Origin of the sequence: Nonomuraea sp. B1E8 (assembly GCF_039871515.1) — a bacterium.
In the GTDB taxonomy this organism is placed as follows: Bacteria; Actinomycetota; Actinomycetes; order Streptosporangiales; family Streptosporangiaceae; genus Nonomuraea.
In genome coordinates, this window is sequence record NZ_JBDPLS010000001.1 from 480,662 (window position 1) to 498,910 (window position 18,249).

The 18,249-nt window shown below is 70.3% G+C and carries 18 protein-coding genes; 5 read left to right on the forward strand and 13 right to left on the reverse strand.

The genetic code is table 11. The features are described from left to right. Window positions 1-32: 32 nt before the first annotated feature. Window positions 33-1,406, forward strand: a complete 1,374-nt coding sequence (locus ABGA98_RS02175; protein ID WP_347616463.1) for a DUF58 domain-containing protein — start codon at window positions 33-35, stop codon at window positions 1,404-1,406. A gap of 81 nt (window positions 1,407-1,487) precedes the next feature. Here the strand turns inward: ABGA98_RS02175 and ABGA98_RS02180 are convergent, their stop codons facing one another. Beyond that, the gene (locus ABGA98_RS02180) at window positions 1,488-2,480 is read right to left on the reverse strand and encodes a stage II sporulation protein M (RefSeq protein ID WP_132516475.1); all 993 of its coding nucleotides are present in this window, start codon (window positions 2,478-2,480) and stop codon (window positions 1,488-1,490) included. Window positions 2,481-2,532: 52 nt separating this feature from the next. Between ABGA98_RS02180 and ABGA98_RS02185 the strand changes: the two genes are divergently transcribed. Continuing rightward, window positions 2,533-3,516 (forward strand): RDD family protein, encoded by a 984-nt coding sequence (locus ABGA98_RS02185; protein WP_347616464.1) that lies wholly within the window; start codon window positions 2,533-2,535, stop codon window positions 3,514-3,516. Between the two features lie 248 nt (window positions 3,517-3,764). Here ABGA98_RS02185 and ABGA98_RS02190 read toward each other — a convergent pair whose 3' ends face one another. Both ABGA98_RS02190 and ABGA98_RS02195 read right to left on the reverse strand, forming a co-directional pair. Continuing rightward, window positions 3,765-5,144, reverse strand: a complete 1,380-nt coding sequence (locus tag ABGA98_RS02190) for a hypothetical protein (RefSeq protein ID WP_347616465.1) — start codon at window positions 5,142-5,144, stop codon at window positions 3,765-3,767. 36 nt (window positions 5,145-5,180) lie between these two features. Beyond that, window positions 5,181-6,578 carry a hypothetical protein gene (locus ABGA98_RS02195; RefSeq protein WP_347616466.1) on the reverse strand — a complete coding sequence of 466 codons (1,398 nt, stop codon included), beginning with the start codon at window positions 6,576-6,578 and terminating at the stop codon, window positions 5,181-5,183. 165 nt (window positions 6,579-6,743) lie between these two features. Between ABGA98_RS02195 and ABGA98_RS02200 the strand changes: the two genes are divergently transcribed. Beyond that, window positions 6,744-7,379, forward strand: coding sequence for a DUF305 domain-containing protein (locus ABGA98_RS02200; protein ID WP_347616467.1), 636 nt, complete (start codon window positions 6,744-6,746; stop codon window positions 7,377-7,379). Between the two features lie 85 nt (window positions 7,380-7,464). Here the strand turns inward: ABGA98_RS02200 and ABGA98_RS02205 are convergent, their stop codons facing one another. Next, window positions 7,465-8,700 (reverse strand): adenosylhomocysteinase, encoded by a 1,236-nt coding sequence (locus tag ABGA98_RS02205; protein ID WP_347616468.1) that lies wholly within the window; start codon window positions 8,698-8,700, stop codon window positions 7,465-7,467. Window positions 8,701-8,941: 241 nt separating this feature from the next. Beyond that, entirely contained in the window at window positions 8,942-10,369 is a 1,428-nt protein-coding gene (ahcY, locus tag ABGA98_RS02210) for an adenosylhomocysteinase (RefSeq protein WP_347616469.1), read from the reverse strand. Window positions 10,370-10,472: 103 nt separating this feature from the next. Between ahcY and ABGA98_RS02215 the strand changes: the two genes are divergently transcribed. After that, window positions 10,473-10,898: a MerR family DNA-binding transcriptional regulator gene (locus tag ABGA98_RS02215; protein ID WP_347616470.1), complete on the forward strand. Its 426-nt coding sequence runs from the start codon at window positions 10,473-10,475 to the stop codon at window positions 10,896-10,898. On the opposite strand, the gene ABGA98_RS02220 is transcribed toward ABGA98_RS02215, so the two are convergent. Genes ABGA98_RS02220 through ABGA98_RS02245 form a run of 6 tightly spaced genes read right to left on the reverse strand, consistent with a single transcriptional unit; the run spans window position 10,853 to window position 14,857 of the window. Further along, window positions 10,853-11,779, reverse strand: a complete 927-nt coding sequence (locus tag ABGA98_RS02220) for a cation diffusion facilitator family transporter (protein ID WP_347616471.1) — start codon at window positions 11,777-11,779, stop codon at window positions 10,853-10,855. The genes ABGA98_RS02215 and ABGA98_RS02220 overlap by 46 nt on opposite strands. A gap of 48 nt (window positions 11,780-11,827) precedes the next feature. Next, window positions 11,828-12,265: an SIS domain-containing protein gene (locus ABGA98_RS02225; protein WP_347616472.1), complete on the reverse strand. Its 438-nt coding sequence runs from the start codon at window positions 12,263-12,265 to the stop codon at window positions 11,828-11,830. Continuing rightward, window positions 12,262-12,936, reverse strand: a complete 675-nt coding sequence (locus ABGA98_RS02230) for a hypothetical protein (RefSeq protein WP_347616473.1) — start codon at window positions 12,934-12,936, stop codon at window positions 12,262-12,264. The genes ABGA98_RS02225 and ABGA98_RS02230 overlap by 4 nt, the downstream gene beginning before the upstream one ends. After that, complete coding sequence (locus ABGA98_RS02235) at window positions 12,933-13,100, reverse strand: Trm112 family protein (RefSeq protein WP_106236648.1); 168 nt, start codon at window positions 13,098-13,100, stop codon at window positions 12,933-12,935. Before ABGA98_RS02235 ends, ABGA98_RS02230 begins: the two co-directional genes overlap by 4 nt. Next, on the reverse strand, window positions 13,097-14,446 hold the full coding sequence (locus ABGA98_RS02240; protein ID WP_347616474.1) for a phosphomannomutase/phosphoglucomutase: 1,350 nt from the start codon (window positions 14,444-14,446) through the stop codon (window positions 13,097-13,099). The genes ABGA98_RS02235 and ABGA98_RS02240 overlap by 4 nt, the downstream gene beginning before the upstream one ends. Before the next feature lie 42 nt (window positions 14,447-14,488). Further along, the gene (locus ABGA98_RS02245; protein WP_106236645.1) at window positions 14,489-14,857 is read right to left on the reverse strand and encodes a DUF3499 domain-containing protein; all 369 of its coding nucleotides are present in this window, start codon (window positions 14,855-14,857) and stop codon (window positions 14,489-14,491) included. Between the two features lie 225 nt (window positions 14,858-15,082). Here ABGA98_RS02245 and ABGA98_RS02250 point away from each other — a divergent pair, with 225 nt between their 5' ends. Further along, entirely contained in the window at window positions 15,083-15,523 is a 441-nt protein-coding gene (locus ABGA98_RS02250) for a metallopeptidase family protein (RefSeq protein WP_132605991.1), read from the forward strand. A gap of 246 nt (window positions 15,524-15,769) precedes the next feature. On the opposite strand, the gene ABGA98_RS02255 is transcribed toward ABGA98_RS02250, so the two are convergent. After that, window positions 15,770-16,030 carry a WhiB family transcriptional regulator gene (locus tag ABGA98_RS02255; protein WP_020546325.1) on the reverse strand — a complete coding sequence of 87 codons (261 nt, stop codon included), beginning with the start codon at window positions 16,028-16,030 and terminating at the stop codon, window positions 15,770-15,772. 319 nt (window positions 16,031-16,349) lie between these two features. Further along, window positions 16,350-18,122 carry a hypothetical protein gene (locus ABGA98_RS02260; protein WP_347616475.1) on the reverse strand — a complete coding sequence of 591 codons (1,773 nt, stop codon included), beginning with the start codon at window positions 18,120-18,122 and terminating at the stop codon, window positions 16,350-16,352. Between the last annotated feature and the right edge of the window lie 127 nt (window positions 18,123-18,249).

The following is an 18,249-nucleotide window of genomic DNA, read 5'->3' on the forward strand; positions in this document are numbered from 1 at the left end:
TCCGCGCAGCGAGTGAGGAGGGTGAGCGACCGATGGCACTGACCGGACGTGCCGGGCTTCTCGCGGCGATCGGGATCCTGGTGGTGATGTTCGCGCCTCTGCCGGGGCCCGCGCTGGCCGGGGTGTGTTTGCTGCTGGCCGCCGCGATCATCGTGGACCTGGTGTTCGCCGGCGCGGTGCGCCCGCTCAGGTTCCACCGCTCCGGCGAGACCCTGATGCGTCTGGGCCAGCGGGCCACGGTGGAGCTGGTGGTGGAGAATCCGGGTCCCCGGCGCGTACGCGGCGTGCTCAGGGACGCCTGGCAGCCCTCCGCGGGAGCCTCGCCCCGCGTCGCCCCGCTGGACGTGCCGGCCGGCGAGCGTCGCAAGATCGTCGTGACCCTGGATCCGACCAGGCGCGGCGACCGGACGTCCGTGGCCGTCACCGTGCGCTCGGTGGGGCCGCTCGGCCTGGCCGCCCGCCAGGGCAGCCACCAGGCTCCGTGGTCGGTGCGGGTGCTGCCGCCGTTCCTGTCGCGCAAGCATCTGCCCTCCAGGCTGGCCAGGCTGCGCGAGCTGGACGGGCAACATCCGGCGCTGGTGCGCGGGCAGGGCACCGAGTTCGACTCGCTGCGCGAATACGTGGTGGGCGACGACGTACGCTCCATCGACTGGCGGGCCACCGCGCGCCGCCACGACGTCGTGGTGCGCACCTGGCGTCCCGAGCGTGACCGCCGCGTGCTGATCGTGCTCGACACCGGCCGCACCTCGGCGGGCCGGGTGGGTGACGCGCCGATTCCCCTGGCCGGCGCGGGTGGAGGCGGCGGCGGGCTGCTGGCGCGGCCCGATCCGCGGCCGGCGCCCGGCTGGCCCCGGCTCGACTGGTCGATGGACGCCGCGCTGCTGCTGGCCGCCCTGGCCGCCAGGGCCGGCGACCAGGTGGACTTCCTGGCCTACGACCGGGCGGTACGCGCGTGGGTGAGCGGCGAGTCGCGTACCGAACTGCTGTCGTCGCTGGTCAACGCGATGGCGCCGATCGAGGCGGAGCTGATCGAGGCCGACTCGCAGGGCATGGTGGCCGCCATCCTGTCCAGGGCCAAGCGGCGCTGCCTGGTCGTGTTGCTGACCGACCTCAACTCGGCGGCGCTGGACGAAGGGCTGATGCCGGTGCTGCCGCAGTTGTCCGCGCGGCACCTGGTGCTGGTCGCGGGGGTTTCCGATCCGCGGGTGGCGGCCATGGCCGGCCGCCGCGACTCGACCGAGGAGGTCTACGACGCGGCCGCCGCCGAGCACGCGCAGCTCGGGCGCAGGCGCATCACCGCCAGGCTGCGCCGGCACGGGGTCGAGGTGGTCGACGCGGCGCCGGACGACATCGCGCCCGCGCTCGCGGACGCGTACCTGGCGTTGAAGGCCGCAGGACGCCTCTGACAGCGGAGGACGCCGCGGGGGCGAGGCCCGGGAGGACGCCGCGGGGGCCGGGTGCGGCAGGGCGTCCCTGACGGCTTGTTGTCAGGCTGACGGGGCGACGTCGGGGGCGCGTTCGAGGTCGCCGGTCTCGTTCCGCGCCAGCGCCCGGCGGCCGAAGACGATCACGTACGTCAGGAAGACCGCTTCGGCGAGCACCCCGATGCCCACCCGCGCCCACGTCGGCAGCCCCGACGGGGTCACGAACGCCTCGATCAGCCCCGACACGAACAGCACCACGACCAGCCCGAGCGCCACGCTCATCACCGCCCTGCCCTGCTCGGCCAGCGCCTCGACCCGCTTGCGGGGGCCGGGGTCGACGACGGTCCAGCCCAGACGCATGCCGACGGCCGCCGCGAGGAACACGGCGGTCAGCTCCAGGAGCCCGTGCGGCATGATGAGGCCGAAGAAGATATCCAGTTTGTCCCTGGAGGCCATGAGGCCGCCGGAGACGGCGACGTTCTCGGCGTTCGCGTAGAGCGCGTACGGGATCGGCAGCCCCAGCAGCACCGAATAGGCGATCATCAACGCCGAGACCCACGCGTTGTTCACCCACACGCGGCTGGCGAAGGACGCGGCGGGATTCTCCGAGTAGTAGTCGGCGAAGTCCTCCTCGACCAGCTGGGTGATCTCCTCAGGGCTGGCGATGGCGGCCTGGACCTCGGGGTTGTTCGCGACCCACGCGCCCATCACGAACGCGACCACCAGGAACGCGGCCGAGCTCGCCAGCCACCACCACCGGGCCCGGTAGGCGACCACGGGGAACGTCACCGTGAAGAACCTCGTCAGCTCCCGCCAGGCCGGCGTGTGCGCGCCGGTCACCGCGGACCTGGCCCTGGCCACCAGCGCGGACAGCCGCCCGGCCAGCATCGGGTCGTTCGACGAGGAGCGCACGATGGACAGATGCGTCGACACCCGCTGATACAGGTCGACCAGCTCGTCCACCTCGACGCCCGTCAGCGACGAACGGTTCTTCACCAGGTAGTCGAGCCGGTCCCACACGGGGCGGTGCGCCGCGACGAAAGCATCGATGTCCACCCGAACATTCTGGCCGCTCAATCAGTGCGACATAGCCGTTAGGCTCCGACTTATGTCGGAGGTTGTGACCGGCGACGCCGTCGTCGTCGAAGTGCGGGTGGCCCAGATGCCCTCGCGGGCGCTGGCGGTCGTCATTGACATGGCGGTGCAGTTCACGGCGATGTTCGGCGCCTACGCGCTCTTAGGAGCGTTCGCCGGCGTCACGGACCTGGCCATGTTCAGCGCCGTCATGATCGTGCTGATGGTGCTGGTGATGATCGGCTACCCCGTGATCTTCGAGTCCGTCACCAGGGGCCGCAGCCTCGGCAAGCTGGCGCTCGGACTCCGGGTGGTCAGCGACGACGGCAGCCCCGAGCGCTTCAGGCAGGCACTGTTCCGCGGGCTGGCCGGGGTGGTGGAGTTCTGGCTGCTCGCCGGCGCGCCGGCGCTGATCGCCTCGCTAGTCTCGCAGCGGGGCAAGCGGCTGGGCGACGTGTTCGCGGGCACCATCGTGATCTCCGACCGGGCGCCGCGCGACGCGGGGCAGGTCATCATGATGCCGCCGCCGCTGGCGAGCTGGGCGGCCACGCTGGAGCTCTCCCAGCTGCCCGACGAGGTGGCGCAGGCGGCCAGACAATACCTGTTGCGCTGGGCCGACCTGTCCCCGCAGGTCCAGCACGAGATGGGCGTGCGCATCGCGACCCAGGTGGCGTCCTTCGTCTCCCCCGCGGCCCCTGCCGGGGCGCCGCCGTACGCCTACCTGAGCGCCGTCCTGGCCGAGCGCCGCCGGCGGGAGCAGGCCCGGTTCGCGCAGCGGGCGGGAAACGGCGGCGCGGCCCAGGGCCCGTACGCGCCGCCCTCGCCGGTCCCGTACCCGCAGCCCGGCCCTCCGCCGCCGGGCTCATATCCACACCCCGGCCCTCCGCCGCCGGGTTCGTACGGCCCCTACGCGCCGCCAGGGCCTCCCCCGGCGGCTCCCCACCTGCCGCCCGGCGCGCCCGCCCCCGCGCCGGAGCCGCCACAGGCGACCCCGGGCGGGTTCGCGCCGCCCCAGTGAGCCCCACTCACGGCGCGAGGCCATGAGCACGTGAGGGAGCGCCGTCGTCTGGAGGAGCGCCGGGAGCGCAGCGACCACAGCGGGGGAAGACGCCGGCACACGGCGACCGAACCCGCCGAACGGAGCGAGGCCATGAACCCGTGAGGGAGCGCCGTCGTCTGGAGGAGCGCCGGGAGCGCAGCGACCAGAGCGGGGGAAGACGGCGGCATCTGGCGACCGAACCCGCCGAACGGAGTGAGGCCATGAATTCAGTGCCATCCGTTGCGGTACGACTCCTGCGTCTGTGCGTTGAACCGGTCGGTACGCACGTGCCTGGCGCTGTCCGTGAGCCGGTCGTCGATCTTGATGACGTCGAAGCCCTCGTGGAAGTCGGCCGCGTAGATGTAGCCGTTGTAGTAGTAGGCGGACCAGATGCCGCCGCCACCGCCTCCCGAGCGGGGGCCGCGTTCGAAGTAGCCGATCTCCCTGGGGTTGGTGGAGTCGGTGAAGTCCCAGACCGACAGCCCGCCCATGTACCACGCCTGGACCATGATGTCGCGGCCCTTGACGGGGATCAGCGAGCCGTTGTGGGCGACGCAGTTCTCGCTGTCGTCCTGGTGGCGGGAGATCTTGAAGTAGCTCCTGAAGACGAGTTGCCCGCGCGCGATGTCGTAGATCGCGTCGGCGCCGCGGTTGGGCCCGGTGGCCTCGTTGCAGGTGGGCGCGCCCCCGCCGCCGAGCTCGTCGGTGAAGACGACCTTCGTGGCGTTGTTGCTGAAGGTGGCCGAATGCCAGAAGGCGAAGTTGGGGTCGGTGGTCCTGGCGGTGACCTTCGGGTCGAGCCGGTCGGAGATGTCGAACAGCACGCCGTCGCCCATGCACGCACCCGCCGCGATGTCCTTCTCGGCGTACGCGGTGATGTCGTGGCAGCCGGTGGTCGGGACGAGCAGGCCGGGCTGGTCCTCGTTGCCGCCGTCGGGGAAGACGACCGGGGTGGCCGCGACGTGGGCGGCCTCCGGGTGGCGCAGCGGCACCTTGATGATCGATATCTTGTCGTGCGGCGGCTGGCAGTCGGGGAAGTTCGCCGCCGGCAGGTACGAGGAGACGTAGACGTAGACGTTCTTGTTCCGGTCGCGGCCCTTGCCCGGCACCAGGGTCAGGGTGTGGGAGCCGCAGGCCGTCTCGACCGCCTTGACGTACCTCGGCCTGGTCTTGTCGGAGATGTCGAAGATGCGAACGCCTTCCCAGGCGTCCTTCTCGGAGGCGGGCCGGTCCGTGCTGGCGCAGGAGTCGTCGCTGCGGGAGCTGTCGACGGCGGCGAACAGCAGGTCACCGTAGACGCTGACGTCCATCTGCCCGCCGGGGCAGACGACGGAGCTCACGGCCCTGGCTTTCTTGGGGTCCCTGATGTCGTAGATGGAGAAGCCGCCGTAGTTGCCGACGTAGGCGTAGCCGCCCTGGAAGGCGATGTCGGTGTTGATGGTCGAGGCGATGGCGTCCGGTTTGGGGACGTTCCTGACGTGGGTCACGTTGGGGCTGGTGACGACGGCGTCAGGTGGCGGGATGTCGCTGGCGGTCGCGGGTAACGCGGTGAGGAGCAGGGCGACGGCTGCCCCGGCCATCGCGAGGACACGGCGCGGGCTGGACATGGGGGATGCCTCCTTCGTACGGGGACCGGCGGCCGGTCAGTGGTGACCGTGGCCACGCTCGGGGTAGGACGTCTGGGTTTGCGCGTTGAGCTCGCGCATCTTGACGCCGTTCGCCCGGTTCGTACGCCAGTCGTTGATCTTCAGCACATCGAGGCCCAGGTTGAAGTCGGAGCCGTAGATGTGTCCGTTGTAGTAGTAGGCCGACCAGAAGCCGCCGCTGAGCGCCGGCGCGGTGTTGTCGGGGCCGCGCTCGAAGTAGGCGATCTCCTGCGGGTGCGCCGAGTCGGTGAAGTCGACCACCGAGATGCCGCCCTGGTACCACGCCTGCACCATGATGTCGCGGCCCTTGACCGGGATCAGCGAGCCGTTGTGGGCGACGCAGTTCTCGCTGTCGTCCTGGTGGCGGGAGATCTTGAAGTAGCTCCTGAAGACGAGCTGTCCCCGCATGATGTCGAAGTAGGCGTTGGCGCCCCGGTTGGGCCCGATGGCCTCGTTGCAGGTGGGCGCGCCGCCGCCGCCGAGCTCGTCGGTGAAGATCACCTTCGTGCCCTCGTTGTTGAACGTGGCCGAGTGCCAGAAGGCGAAGTTCTCCTCGTCGCGCGCGGTCGCGGTGACCTTGGGCCGCTCGGGGTCACGGATGTCGAGCAGGATGCCCTCACCCATGCAGGCGCCCGCCGCGATGCCCTTCTCCGGGTAGGCGGTGATGTCGTGGCAGCCCGTGGTGGCGGACCTGCCGTCGGGATAGGGCAGTTGCTTGCCCGGGTAGCCGCCGTCGGGGAACAGGTTGGGCGTCGCGATGACGGTGGCGGCGGACGGGTCCCGCAGCGGCACCTTGATGATCGAGATGAGGTCGTGCGGCGTCCGGCAGTCGGGGAACGCGTCGCTCGGGCCGTAGGAGGAGACGTAGATGTAGACGTTGCGCCCATGCCGGTCGGGGACCAGGGTGTGCGTGTGCGAGCCGCAGTTGGTCTCGACCGCCTTGATGTACTTCGGGTGTGACTTGTCGGAGACGTCGAAGATGCGTACGCCCTCCCACGACTCCTTGACGGAGGCGGACTGCGAGGTGCTGTTGCACGAGTCGTCGTTACGCGAGGAGTCGACCGAGCCGAACAGCAGGTCGCCGTGGACGCTCACGTCCATCTGGCCGCCGGGGCAGACCACGGAGCTGACGAGCGAGGTTCGCTTGGGGTTGCGGATGTCGTAGATCGAGAAGCCGTAGTAGTTCCCGACGTACGCGTAGTCGCCCTGGAAGGCCATGTCCGTGTGGATGTGGGCCAGGGCCTCGGGCTTGGGCACGTTCGTGACGTGCTTGATGTTCGGGCTCATGACGATCTCGCCAGGAGCCGGGATGTCCGCAGCCTGGACCGGCAGGGTGGCGCCGGCCAGCGCGACCAGGGCCGCGACCAGGATGAGGACCCTGCGGCGGGTGAACACTCGGGGACCTCCGATAAAGGGGGCATAAACCTCGTTATGGTCGCTCTGTTCACCGCCGTTGACCAGCGTCCAATCTGTCAATTTTTGTTCCGGTTCGATCTCTTTCCTAGCCGGGGTTCATGACTTAGAGTGCGCATTCTCCACCACGTTAGTCAGGGAGGCTGGGTGCGCGCCGCGCTCATTGTCGTCATGGCCACGGTCGTCACCCTCACCGGCTGCAGCTCCAGCACGGCACCTCAGGCGCCACGGGCCGACTCGACCGCCCCCGTGATCGCGCCCGGCCGCCCGGGCGAGCAGGACAGGACGCTCTCGCCGGCCGAGGCCGCCACCGCGGTGCCCTCCCCCACCCCCAACGCCGCCGACGTGACCTACGTCCAGGACATGATCGTCCATCACCGGCAGGCCCTGGACATGGCGCTGCTGGCCCCGAACAGGGCGGAGTCGGCCAAGGTGAAGAGCCTGGCCGACCGGATCAGAGCCGCCCAGGCGCCCGAGATCCAGTACATGACCACGTGGTTGCGGGAGCAGGAGCAGAAGGTGCCCGACCACCACGCGGCACACGACGGCATGCCGGGCATGGCCACGCCGGAGCAACTGGGGGCGCTGCGGGCGGCCACGGGCAAGGACTTCGACCGGATGTTCCTCCAGCTCATGATCAACCACCACCAGGGGGCGATCACGATGTCGGAGAAGGTGCTCAGCGGCGGCTCCCACATCAGGATCGAGGAGCTGGCCGGCGACGTGAGCGTCACCCAGATGGCCGAGATCCGCCGCATGCGCGAGATGCAGACGGCGTTTTGACGCGCCGCGGGCGAAGCACCGCCCTCCAGGAGCCGCGAGCGAGAAGGTACGCCCCTCAGCAGCCGCGAGCGAGAAGGTACGCCCCTCAGGAGCCGACGCGCCAGGAGTGCAGGTAGTCCTCCTGCTCGGCGGTGAGCTCGTCGATGCCGATGCCGGTGGCGGCCAGCTTGAGCCTGGCCACCTCGTGGTCGATCTCCGGCGGCACGTCGTAGACGCCCGGCTCCAGACGCGCCCGCTCGCCGGCCAGCCACGCCACGGCCAGCGCCTGCGCCGAGAACGACATGTCCATGACCGCGGCCGGGTGCCCCTCGGCGGCCGTCAAATTGACCAGCCGGCCCTCGGCGAGCAGCAGCAGCCGGCGCCCGTCGGGCATGACGTACTCGTCGGTGTTGGGCCGCACGCCACGGATCACCTCGACGGCCAGCTCGTCCAGCGCCCGCACGTCGATCTCCACGTCGAAGTGCCCCGCGTTGGCCAGGATCGCGCCGTCCTTCATGGCGGCCAGGTGCTCGGCCCTGATCACGTCGCGGTTGCCGGTCACGGTGATGAACAGGTCGCCGAGCAGCGCCGCTTGCGCCATCGGCCGCACCTCGTAGCCCTGCAGCGTCGCGTCGAGTGCCTTCACGGCGTCGATCTCGGTGACGATCACCCGCGCGCCGAAGCCCTTGGCCCGCTCGGCCACACCGCGCCCGCAGAACCCGAACCCGGCCACGACCACCGTGCGCCCCGCGAGCATGATGTTGGTGGCCCGCATGATCCCGTCGAGCGTCGACTGCCCGGTGCCGTAGCGGTTGTCGAACATGCGCTTGGTCCGGGTGTCGTTCACGGCCACGACCGGGAACTTCAGCGCGTGCTCCGCGGTCATCTGGCGCAGCCTGATGATCCCCGTGGTGGTCTCCTCGCAGCCGCCGCCGACGCCGTCGAGCAGGTCGGTACGCTCGGTGTGCAGGATGTTCACCAGGTCGCACCCGTCGTCGAGCACGAGATCGGGCCCGAGATCGAGCGCCTGGTGGATGTGCCGGTAGTAGGTCGGCCGGTCGACGCCGGCCCGCGCGTGCACCGCGATCCCGTACGCGCGCAACGCCTCGGCCACGTCGTCCCGCGTCGACAGCGGGTTGGAGGCGGCGAGCGCGATCTCGGCGCCACCCGCCTTCAGCGCTCCCATGAGGACGGCCGTCTCGGCGGTGACGTGCAGGCAGGCCGCGATCTTCAGCCCGTCCAGCGGCCGTTCCACGCCGAAGCGCTCGCCGATCGCCGTCAACACCGGCATCGAACGCGCGGCCCACGAGATCTGCCGCTCACCGCTTTCCCAGACGTCCATGGCTCACCTGTAACCAAAGAAGACGGCCAAGAACGCGCTCGTAACGGCGAGATTCCCGTGAGCCTTCACGACCGGCCATGACGGACGGAAGCGGCGTCGGCGCGTGCGGGTGACTTGGCCTGCCGTAAAAGATGGGGTTGGTGCGCTCCGCGGGAGCGCGCACCGCTCCGAGGGGAGAGCCCTCTCGGAGCGGTGGTGAAGCGGAGAAGCCCTCAATGACAGCGGAGGAGCTCCCGAAGGATCAGTACCGGTAGTGGTCGGGCTTGTACGGGCCCTCGACGTGGACGCCGATGTAGGCCGCCTGCTCCTTGGTGAGCTCGGTGAGCTTGACGCCGAGGGCGTCGAGGTGCAGGCGGGCGACCTTCTCGTCGAGGTGCTTCGGCAGCGTGTAGACGCCGATCGGGTAGTCGGCCGTCTTGGTGAACAGCTCGATCTGGGCGATCACCTGGTTGGTGAACGAGTTGGACATGACGAAGCTCGGGTGGCCGGTCGCGCAGCCGAGGTTCATCAGGCGGCCCTCGGCGAGCACGAGGATCGTGTGGCCGTCGGCGAAGACCCACTCGTCGACCTGGGGCTTGATGGTGTTGCGCTGGATGCCGGGCAGCTTGGCGAGGCCGGCCATGTCGATCTCGTTGTCGAAGTGGCCGATGTTGGAGACGATCGCCTGGTGCTTCATCCGCGCCATGTGGTCGGCGGTGATGATGTTGAAGTTGCCCGTGGCGGTGACGAAGATGTCGGCGATGCCGACGACCTCGTCCAGTGTGGTCACCTGGTAGCCGTCCATGGCCGCCTGGAGCGCGCAGATCGGGTCGATCTCGGTGACGATCACGCGGGCGCCCTGGCCGCGCAGCGCGTCGGCGCAGCCCTTGCCGACGTCGCCGTAGCCGCAGACCACGGCCACCTTGCCGCCGATGAGCACGTCGGTGGCGCGGTTGAGGCCGTCGATGACGGAGTGGCGGCAGCCGTACTTGTTGTCGAACTTCGACTTGGTGACCGAGTCGTTGACGTTGATGGCCGGGAAGAGGAGCTGGCCGTTCTTGTGCATCTCGTAGAGGCGGTGCACGCCGGTGGTGGTCTCCTCGGTGACGCCCTTGATGCTCTCGGCGATCCTGGTCCACTTCTTGTCGGCGCCGACCGTGCGGTTGAGCAGGTCGATGATGACGTGCCACTCTTCGGGGTCGTCGGCGGTGGCGGCGGGCACGGCGCCGGCCTTCTCGTATTCGGCGCCCTTGTGCACCAGCAGCGTGGCGTCGCCGCCGTCGTCGAGGATCATGTTGGGGGCGCCGCCGTCAGGCCAGGTCAGCGCCTGCTCGGTGCACCACCAGTATTCCTCCAGGGTCTCGCCCTTCCAGGCGAAGACCGGCACGCCCTTCGGGTCGTCGACGGTGCCGTCGGGCCCGACGACCACGGCGGCGGCGGCGTGGTCCTGCGTGGAGAAGATGTTGCAGCTGACCCAGCGGACCTCGGCTCCGAGCGCCACCAGCGTCTCGATGAGGACGGCGGTCTGGATGGTCATGTGCAGGGAGCCCATGATCTTCGCGCCCGCCAAAGGTCGCGTGTCCGAGTAGTCGCGGCGCACGGCCATGAGGCCGGGCATCTCGTGCTCGGCGAGCCGGATCTCCTTACGACCGAAGTCGGCAAGTGAAAGGTCTGCGACCTTGAAGTCCATCGGGTTTCCCCTCGCGTCACTGATGGTTGTCGCCGACGAGTCTAGGCACCGTTCGTACGACGACGCACGCCGAGAAGGGTGAAACTGACGTAAGAATGTAAGGATGCGCATCACGGAAGCCGCCAAGCGGCTCGGCATGTCCCCGCGGATGCTCCGTTACCGGGAGGCACTCGGCCTGCTGCCCCCTGTGCGGGAGCAGGGGGCGCACCGGCGGTTCGGCCCCGAGGAGCTGGCCGCCGTGGCACAGGGCGTCGAGCTGGAGAAACGGTTCGACGTGTCGCCGGCCGAGCTGGCGTTCGCGCTGCGGGTGCTGAGCGAGCCGGCGGTGGCGGCGGCCGTGCGCGACCTCGGGGTGCGGATCGGGCGCATCCAGGTGCCCCGCAGGGCCCTCGACTTCGAGAAGGAGAAGGCCCTGCGGCTGCTGCGCACGTCCGGCGGCGCCCAGGAGGCGGGCGTGCGGGACCGGTCGAGGCCGGGCGGCGCTCAGGAGGCGGGCGTGCGGGACCGGTCGAGGTCGGGCTCGAGGTAGATGACCCTGGCGATCGGCACGGCCGCGCGGATACGCTGCTCGGCCTCGTCGATGCCGCGCGCCACCTCGCCGGCCGTCTCGTCGTGCGAGACCGCGATCTTGGCGCCCACGAGCAGCTCCTCCGGGCCGAGGTGCAGCGTGCGCATGTGGATGATCCGCTCGACCTCGGGCGCGCTCTCCAGCGCGCGGCGGATCTGATTCTCCACCTCCGGCGAGGCGCCCTCGCCGACCAGCAGCGACTTGGTCTCCACGGCCAGCACGACCGAGATGATGGCGAGCAGGGTGCCGATCATCAGGGTGCCGATGGCATCCCAGACGGGGTTGCCCGTCACCACGGCCATGGTGACGCCGAAGAGAGCGAAGATCAGGCCGAGCAGCGCACCCAGGTCCTCCAGCAGGATGACCGGCAGCTCTGGCGACTTGGACCGGCGGATGAACGAGACCCACCCCTGACCGCCGCGCACCAGGTTGGCCTCCTTGATGGCCGTCCGGAACGAGAAGATCTCAGCGATGATCGCGAAGATCAGCACGCCGAACGCCCAGGCGGGCGACGTGAGGGGCTCGGCGTGGGTCAGCTTGTGGTAGCCCTCGTACAGCGAGAAGAGCGCGCCGATCGCGAACAGCACCACGGCCACCACGAACGCGTAGAAATAGCGCTCGCGACCGTAGCCGAACGGGTGTTCCTTGGTGCTGGCGCGGGCCGCACGCTTGCCGCCGACCAGGAGCAGCACCTGGTTGCCGGAGTCGGCGACCGAGTGGATGCCCTCGGCCAGCATCGACGATGACCCGGTGAAGAACGCCGCCACGAACTTGGCCACGGCAATGGACAAGTTTGCGACCAACGCCGCCATGATCGCTTTTGTTCCGCCGCTCGCGCTCACCGGTCTTCTCCACTCATAAGATCAATTACAAAGGCCTGGAAGGGGATCCTATTGCGAAATCCTGGCCTTTAGCTCACTGATCGCCGAGACCGAGCTCGGATCGACGGCGTATCCCAGCGCCAGATAGGTGCTCGCGTAATCGCCGAGCACGATCAATGAGGCCATCCGCTCCAGCGGGTGCACGCCCTCCGCCGCCAGCTCGGTCACCGGCACGTCGCGCTCGCGCGCCAGGCGCAGCGACGCCTCGCGCTGGCGTGTCAGCTGGGGATGCTCCTCGACGTCGCGCAGCATGACCAGCCTGAGCGCGTGCGCGGGGGCGTCGGCGAAGATGTCGCGCTCGGCCATCGGCCCGTCGAAGGTCGCGACCTGGCCGTGGCCCGCCTCGGGCAGCTCTCCGAAGATGGCGGGATATTTCGCGTTGGTGTTGAGCTGGCAGGCCAGCCGGTACGCCGCCACCGACGCCGCGGCCGACGATCCCCAGATCACCGGAAGGCTCTCGGCCAGGTCGAGCGCGAGCGACTTGCCCGGATTGACGAACGACTCGCTGGCCGGCCGGCACCGGTGCGCCATCTCCTCCAGCGCCGTGGCCACCCGTTCGAACAGCTCCGCGTCGGCCGGCCAACCAGCCGCAGCGCGGCGGCCGCCACGATCAGCGGCACGGCCAGCAGCCAGATGTTGACCCTGGACTGCCCGCTCACCGGCACCGGCACGTAGAGCGCCGACGCCTGGGTGGCGATCGCCTCCAGCGGCGAGCCGGGCGCGCCCACGCCCAGCAGCGTGCACCCGCGCCGCACGGCCTGGGTGGCGACGGCCAGCGTCTCCTCGGTGTCGCCCGAGCCGGAGACGGCGATGACCAGGTCGGTGGCGCCGACCCAGCCGGGAAGCTGGTAGGAGCGCAGGGTGATGATCGGCAGCGGCGCGCCGTTGCCGGCGGCCGCCGCCATGATGTCACCCGCGATGCCGGAGACGCCCATGCCCGCGACCACGATGGCGCGCGGGCGCCCCATCTCGGCCAGGCGATCGACACGGGACTCGACGGCGGTGCGGTAGCCGGTGCGTACGTGGGCCGCCGCGGCGGCGACCGCCGGCAACATGCCCCCGGGATCGCCGTCGCTGAGATGCCGCTGGTCGTCGAGCCGCCCCGGCTCCCAGGTCACGGCTTCCTGGCCTCGTCGACCAGCAGAACGGGGATGTCATCCCGGACCGGGTAGATGAGGCCGCAACCGGTGCAGGCCAGCTCTTCGGCCTCGGTCTCGGCGCGCAGGGGCGCCTTGCACGCCGGGCAGGCCAGGATCTCCAGCAGCCAGTCGTCGATCTTCACTCTGACACCTTTCCCACAATGGCGAGGACCTCGTCCCTGATCGCCGTCATCTCGGTCTCGTCGGCCGCCTCGGCGTTCAGCCGGAGCAGCGGCTCGGTGTTGGAGGGCCGCAGGTTGAACCACCAGCCGGATCCCGTCACGGTCAGCCCGTCGAGCTCGTCGAACTCGCCCCGGCCCGCGAACGCCTCCCGCACCCGCCGCAGCGCCTCGTCCTGGTCGGCGACCGCGCTGTTGACCTCACCGGAGGCGTGATAGCGCGAGTAGGCCGCCACCAGCTCGGACAGCGCCCGCTCCTGCTCGCCGAGCGCCGCCAGCACGTGCATCGCGGCCAGCATGCCCGAGTCGGCGAACCAGAAGTCGCGGAAGTAGTAGTGGGCCGAGTGCTCGCCACCGAACACCGCGCCCGTGCGGGCCATCTCGGCCTTGATGAACGAATGCCCCACCCGCGTCCGCACCGGAACCCCGCCGTGCTCGCGGACGATCTCGGGCACGCCGTGCGACGTGATCAGATTGTGGATGATCGTCGCGCCCGGGACCTTGGCCAGCTCGCGCACCGCGACCAGCGCGGTCACGGCCGACGGCGAGACGGACTCTCCCCGCTCGTCGATCACCCAGCACCGGTCGGCGTCGCCGTCGAAGGCCAACCCGAGGTCCGCACCGCTGTCGACGACCGCCCGCTGCAGGTCGACGAGGTTCTGTGGCTCCAGCGGGTTGGCCTCGTGATTGGGGAAGCCGCCGTCCAGCTCGAAGTAGAGCGGGACCAGCTCGATCGGCAGCCCCTCGAACACGGCGGGAACGGTGTGCCCGCCCATGCCGTTGCCCGCGTCGACGACCACCTTGAGCGGCCTGACGCCCGCCAGGTCGACCAGTGTGCGCAGATGATGGGCGTAGCCCGGAAGCAGGTCCTTCTCGATCAGCGACCCCGTCGGCGTGGCCGTCACGCCGACCAGCTCCGCCGCGCGGTCGCGGATCTCCGTCAACCCCGTGTCGCCACCGATCGGCACCGCGCCGGACCGGCACATCTTCATGCCGTTGTAGCGGGCGGGATTGTGGCTGGCGGTGAACATGACGCCCGGCAGCCCGAGGCTGCCGCTCGCGTAGTAGAGCAGGTCGGTGGAGCCGAGCCCGGCGTGCACCACGTCGGCCCGGCGCGAACGCGCGCCGCGGATGAAGGCCTCGGCCAGCGGCACGGACGACTCGCGCATGTCATGGGCGACCACGACCGACCCGGCGCCCGTCACCTCGACGAAGGCCGCCCCCACGGCCTCGGCGGTCTGCTCGTCGAACTCGTCGGGAACCACTCCGCGAACGTCGTACGCTTTAAAGATCTTGGCGAAATCGCCCACTCCGCAGCTCCGCCCTTGGTCGTTTCCTCCGTTGAAACGAGCCTACCGGTCGCGGTGCTGCTGGGCCGACCTCAGAACGCGCAGGTGTCCGCGCCTGCCGACCTCGACGCCCTGGCCGACCGGCTCGCCCCCGCCGGACGGCGTGGGCCGCGCCGCCTCCCTGACCGCGTTGGCCAGCGCCTCCAGATCGTCGGAACTGGGCGAGGCGCCGTCCGTCGGCAGCCGCACCACCTCCCAGCCGCGGGGGGCGGTCAGCCGCTCGGCGTGTTCGGCGCACAGGTCATAACAATGTGGCTCCGCGTACGTCGCCAGAGGGCCGAGAACAGCGGTCGAGTCGGCGTATACGTACGTGAGCGTGAAGACGGCAGGCTGGCTGCAGGCGGTGCGGGAACAGCGGCGGACGGGGCTCACGGAGGGACCGTATCTGGTAAGAGTGCGAGGCGCCACTATCTGAGCACTCTTAACGAGCGTGTCGCCACAATTCGGACACCTGTCGCAGCCTTTCCACCGATTTCCCCGCCAGGGACCCGGTCTTCGAGCCCGAACATTTCCCGCGTTCCCGGGGCAGAACAGTCCGACGTGAACAGGTGACGCCGCTCCCCGGAAGCGCCCGTACGCACCCGTACACTTGAGCCCGTGACTCACAGGCGCGGTCCCAGGCGGCGCGATCGCCACGGTCGCGGTCTCCGCGGCCCGCTCGCCCCCTCCCACGTCCCCATGGCCAAGTCCCGCAGCGAGCGCTTCGACGACCTCGTGCTCGACGCGGTCGACCGGCTCAGGCCCCGGTGGGAGCGCCAGTTGTCGGCGGTGGAGTTCGCGGTGGAAGAGGTGCCGCCGCTGAGCGAGCTGGGCGACGGGCCGCAGCTGAGCTCCGACCCGATCCCGTTCGGCCGCGCCGACGCGGCCGCCGGCCCCAATCCCGCCTCGATCGTGGTCTACCGGCGTCCGCTGGAGGCACGGGCCCGCGACCGCGACACGCTGGGGGCCATGGTGCACGACACGGTCGTGGAGCAGGTGGCCACCCTGCTCGGCCTGGCCCCCGAGACCGTCGATCCGGGCTACGACGACCGCGGCTGAGGCCTGCGGGGCCTCGGCGCTCCGCCCGCCACGCGGTCGGGCCTGCGGGCTCTGGCCGGCCAGAGCCCGCAGCGGCTCCCCGAGCCAGCGCCCGCCGTCGTGAGCGACGACGATCGCGGTGACGTAGGGACGTGCCAGGGGTGGTGGCTCCTGGTGATCAGGCGCGCCCACCTTACCGGCGAACCCCTTCAGGAGATGCGAAAAAGGGCCACACGGCAGCCCGCGTGACCCCCTCGCCCATATCTCTCAAACGGCCTGGCGCTTGATCCGTCTGCGCTCCCGCTCGGACAGCCCACCCCAGATGCCGAACCGCTCATCGTGCTCGAGTGCGTATTCCAGGCACTCGGCACGGACCTCGCACGATCGGCAGACCTTCTTGGCCTCTCGGGTGGAGCCGCCCTTCTCCGGGAAGAACGCCTCCGGATCAGTCTGCGCGCACAAGGCGCGCTCCTGCCATCCGAGTTCTTCAGCGTCAAGCTGATCCTGTGCGATGACCGGATCGGTCACTGCACACCTCCCTGCCGCCCGCCCGCAATGGAGCCCCCCATGGACGCCTTCCTTATTACCCACCCACTGGAAGGCGTAACAACATGGTTGTAATTACACGCGCGTGCCGCACGTGGCGTCAAGCGGCATGCAGGTATCCGGGGAAAGACCAGACCTCGCCCCGGTGTGCTTGGCATGTGATGTTCGCACCCGGCCGACACCCATGTGCGCGCGGCGTCAGCCAGGCTTGTTCAACGCTGTCAGCGGTCCGAACCGTACCAGGGCGGGATAGACGGCCGCCCGTGGCCCACCTTCTCTCTAGCCGTTCATTGCCGGTCCGTTACCTGCGTGGCTCATTGGGGGTGTATATGGCTGTCGGGTCGATCGGGTCGTCTCCAGGACGGCGCTGGTCGCCGCCGAAGGCGTCCGGCCCGAACGACGGGTCGAGCCGCATCGTCGCGTCCCCGGCCGGGACCTGGTGGGAGGGCTGGTACTGGCCCTGCTGCGGCTCGTACCCGCCGCCCTGCTGTTGATGGGGCTGCTGATAGGGCTGCTGGGGGTGGCCGAACGGGTCGTCGTACGGCCGGGGCGGCTGGCCCGTGTAGTCGGGCACGCGCAGCTCGGGCTGGGTGCCCGGCAAGGAGTGCTGGTAGGTGTCCGCCTGCTGGTAGGCGTCCATGAGCTGCTGGGAACGGGGGTCGACGGGCGGCTCCTGGTACGCCTGGGGGGTGGCATACCCCTGGCCGGAGAATCCCGTGAACGGCTGGCCGCCCTGCTGCGGGTCCGCCTGCTGCGGGTCGAACGCGCTCTGGCCGAAGTACGGCTGCTGGCCGTCCGCCGCGGGGGGCGGGACGTTCGGGCTGGTGTCGCCCTGGGGGTAGGCCTGCTCGGCGGGGGCGAAGGCGCTGGGGGCGGCGTCCGGCGGCGCGTAGGGGTTCTGCTGGTCGGCGGGTGGGGCGTACGGGTTCTGCTGGTCCGGGGACGGACCGTAGGGGTTCTGCTGGTCGGCCGGAGGGGCGTACGGGTTCTGGCTGGGCTGGTTGTGGATGTTGGGCTGGCTGTCCGCGGGGACGTACGGGGCCGGCTGGTACTCGGCGGGCGGAGCGGCGTACTCCTGGCCCGCGGGGGCCGTGTCGGCGGGGGTGTAGGCCGGCTGGCCGAAGCTCTGCGGCGCGAAGGCCTGGTCCGGCTGCTGCTGGTCCGAAGGGGCGGCGGGCAGCGCGCCCCTGATCTGCGGCTGGGGCTGGGGGTCAGGCTGGCCGTAGTGCTGGTTGTCGGCCGCGGGCGCGTAGCCGGGCTGCTCGGGCTGGCCGTAGTCGGGCTGCTGGCCGTAGTCGGGCTGCTGGCCGGACGGAGGCTGCTGGCCGTAGCCGGGCTGCTGGCCCGACGGGGCGTAACCGGGCTGACCGGACGGAGGCTGCTGACCGTAGCCGGGCTGCTGACCCGACGGGGGTTGCGGGCCGTACCCGGGCTGGCCGGACGGAGGCTGCTGGCCGTACGCGCCGGAGGGCTGCTCCTGGCCGTAACCGGGCTGCTGGCCGAACGCGGCCGGCTGCTCCTGCTGCCCGAAACCGGGCTGGCCGGGCTGGCCGGGGCCAGGCTGGCCGCAGCCGGGGGCGGGCTGCTGCTGGCCGTAGTAGGGGGGCTGCTGGCCGAACTGGGGCTGGTGGTAGACCTGCGCGGCGGGACGGTCGGGGACGACCTGCGGCAGCAGGTAGACGAGGGCGATGGCGGTCAGCGCGAGCGCGGGCGCGCCCAGCAGCACGAGTTCGAACGCGGACCGGGCGCCGTCGCCGGTGAACACGCCGAGCACGAGCGAGAGCATGCCGCCCACCGCGGCCATCGCCAGCCCGGCCACCGCGGCGTACGCGACCGGCTTGGCCTTGGGCGACGGCTCGCCGACCTTGGTGAGGAGCAGCACGGACCCCACGAACAACGCCACCACGTACGGGCTCGTCATGTCGAGGGTGTTCCAGGAAGCACGTTCCATGATGGTCGTGTCGGGGTCCCCGACCAGGACACGACCGAACCTCACCAGGACGTACATGAGTCCTAGGACGACCATGGCCCACGCGGCCGGCTCCCTCAGCCGGGCGACGTCAAATTTGCTCACAACTACCCCCATCGGACCCTTTAGCCCGAAGGGAGTTTGCCACATCACTGACGGGGCTCGCGGGAGTCCCAGAAACCTCTTCCATCCCAATTCTACAAATATCCCCATGTACAGGGGTTTCGGCACG

Excerpts from the sequence above, each read along its gene's own strand:
- ABGA98_RS02175 (WP_347616463.1), top strand. The coding sequence starts at position 33 with ATGGCACTGACCGGACGTGCCGGGCTTCTCGCGGCGATCGGGATCCTG.
- ABGA98_RS02185 (WP_347616464.1), top strand. The coding sequence starts at position 2,533 with ATGTCGGAGGTTGTGACCGGCGACGCCGTCGTCGTCGAAGTGCGGGTG.
- ABGA98_RS02190 (WP_347616465.1), bottom strand. The coding sequence starts at position 5,144 with ATGTCCAGCCCGCGCCGTGTCCTCGCGATGGCCGGGGCAGCCGTCGCC.
- ABGA98_RS02205 (WP_347616468.1), bottom strand. The coding sequence starts at position 8,700 with ATGGACGTCTGGGAAAGCGGTGAGCGGCAGATCTCGTGGGCCGCGCGT.
- ahcY (WP_347616469.1), bottom strand. The coding sequence starts at position 10,369 with ATGGACTTCAAGGTCGCAGACCTTTCACTTGCCGACTTCGGTCGTAAG.
- ABGA98_RS02215 (WP_347616470.1), top strand. The coding sequence starts at position 10,473 with ATGCGCATCACGGAAGCCGCCAAGCGGCTCGGCATGTCCCCGCGGATG.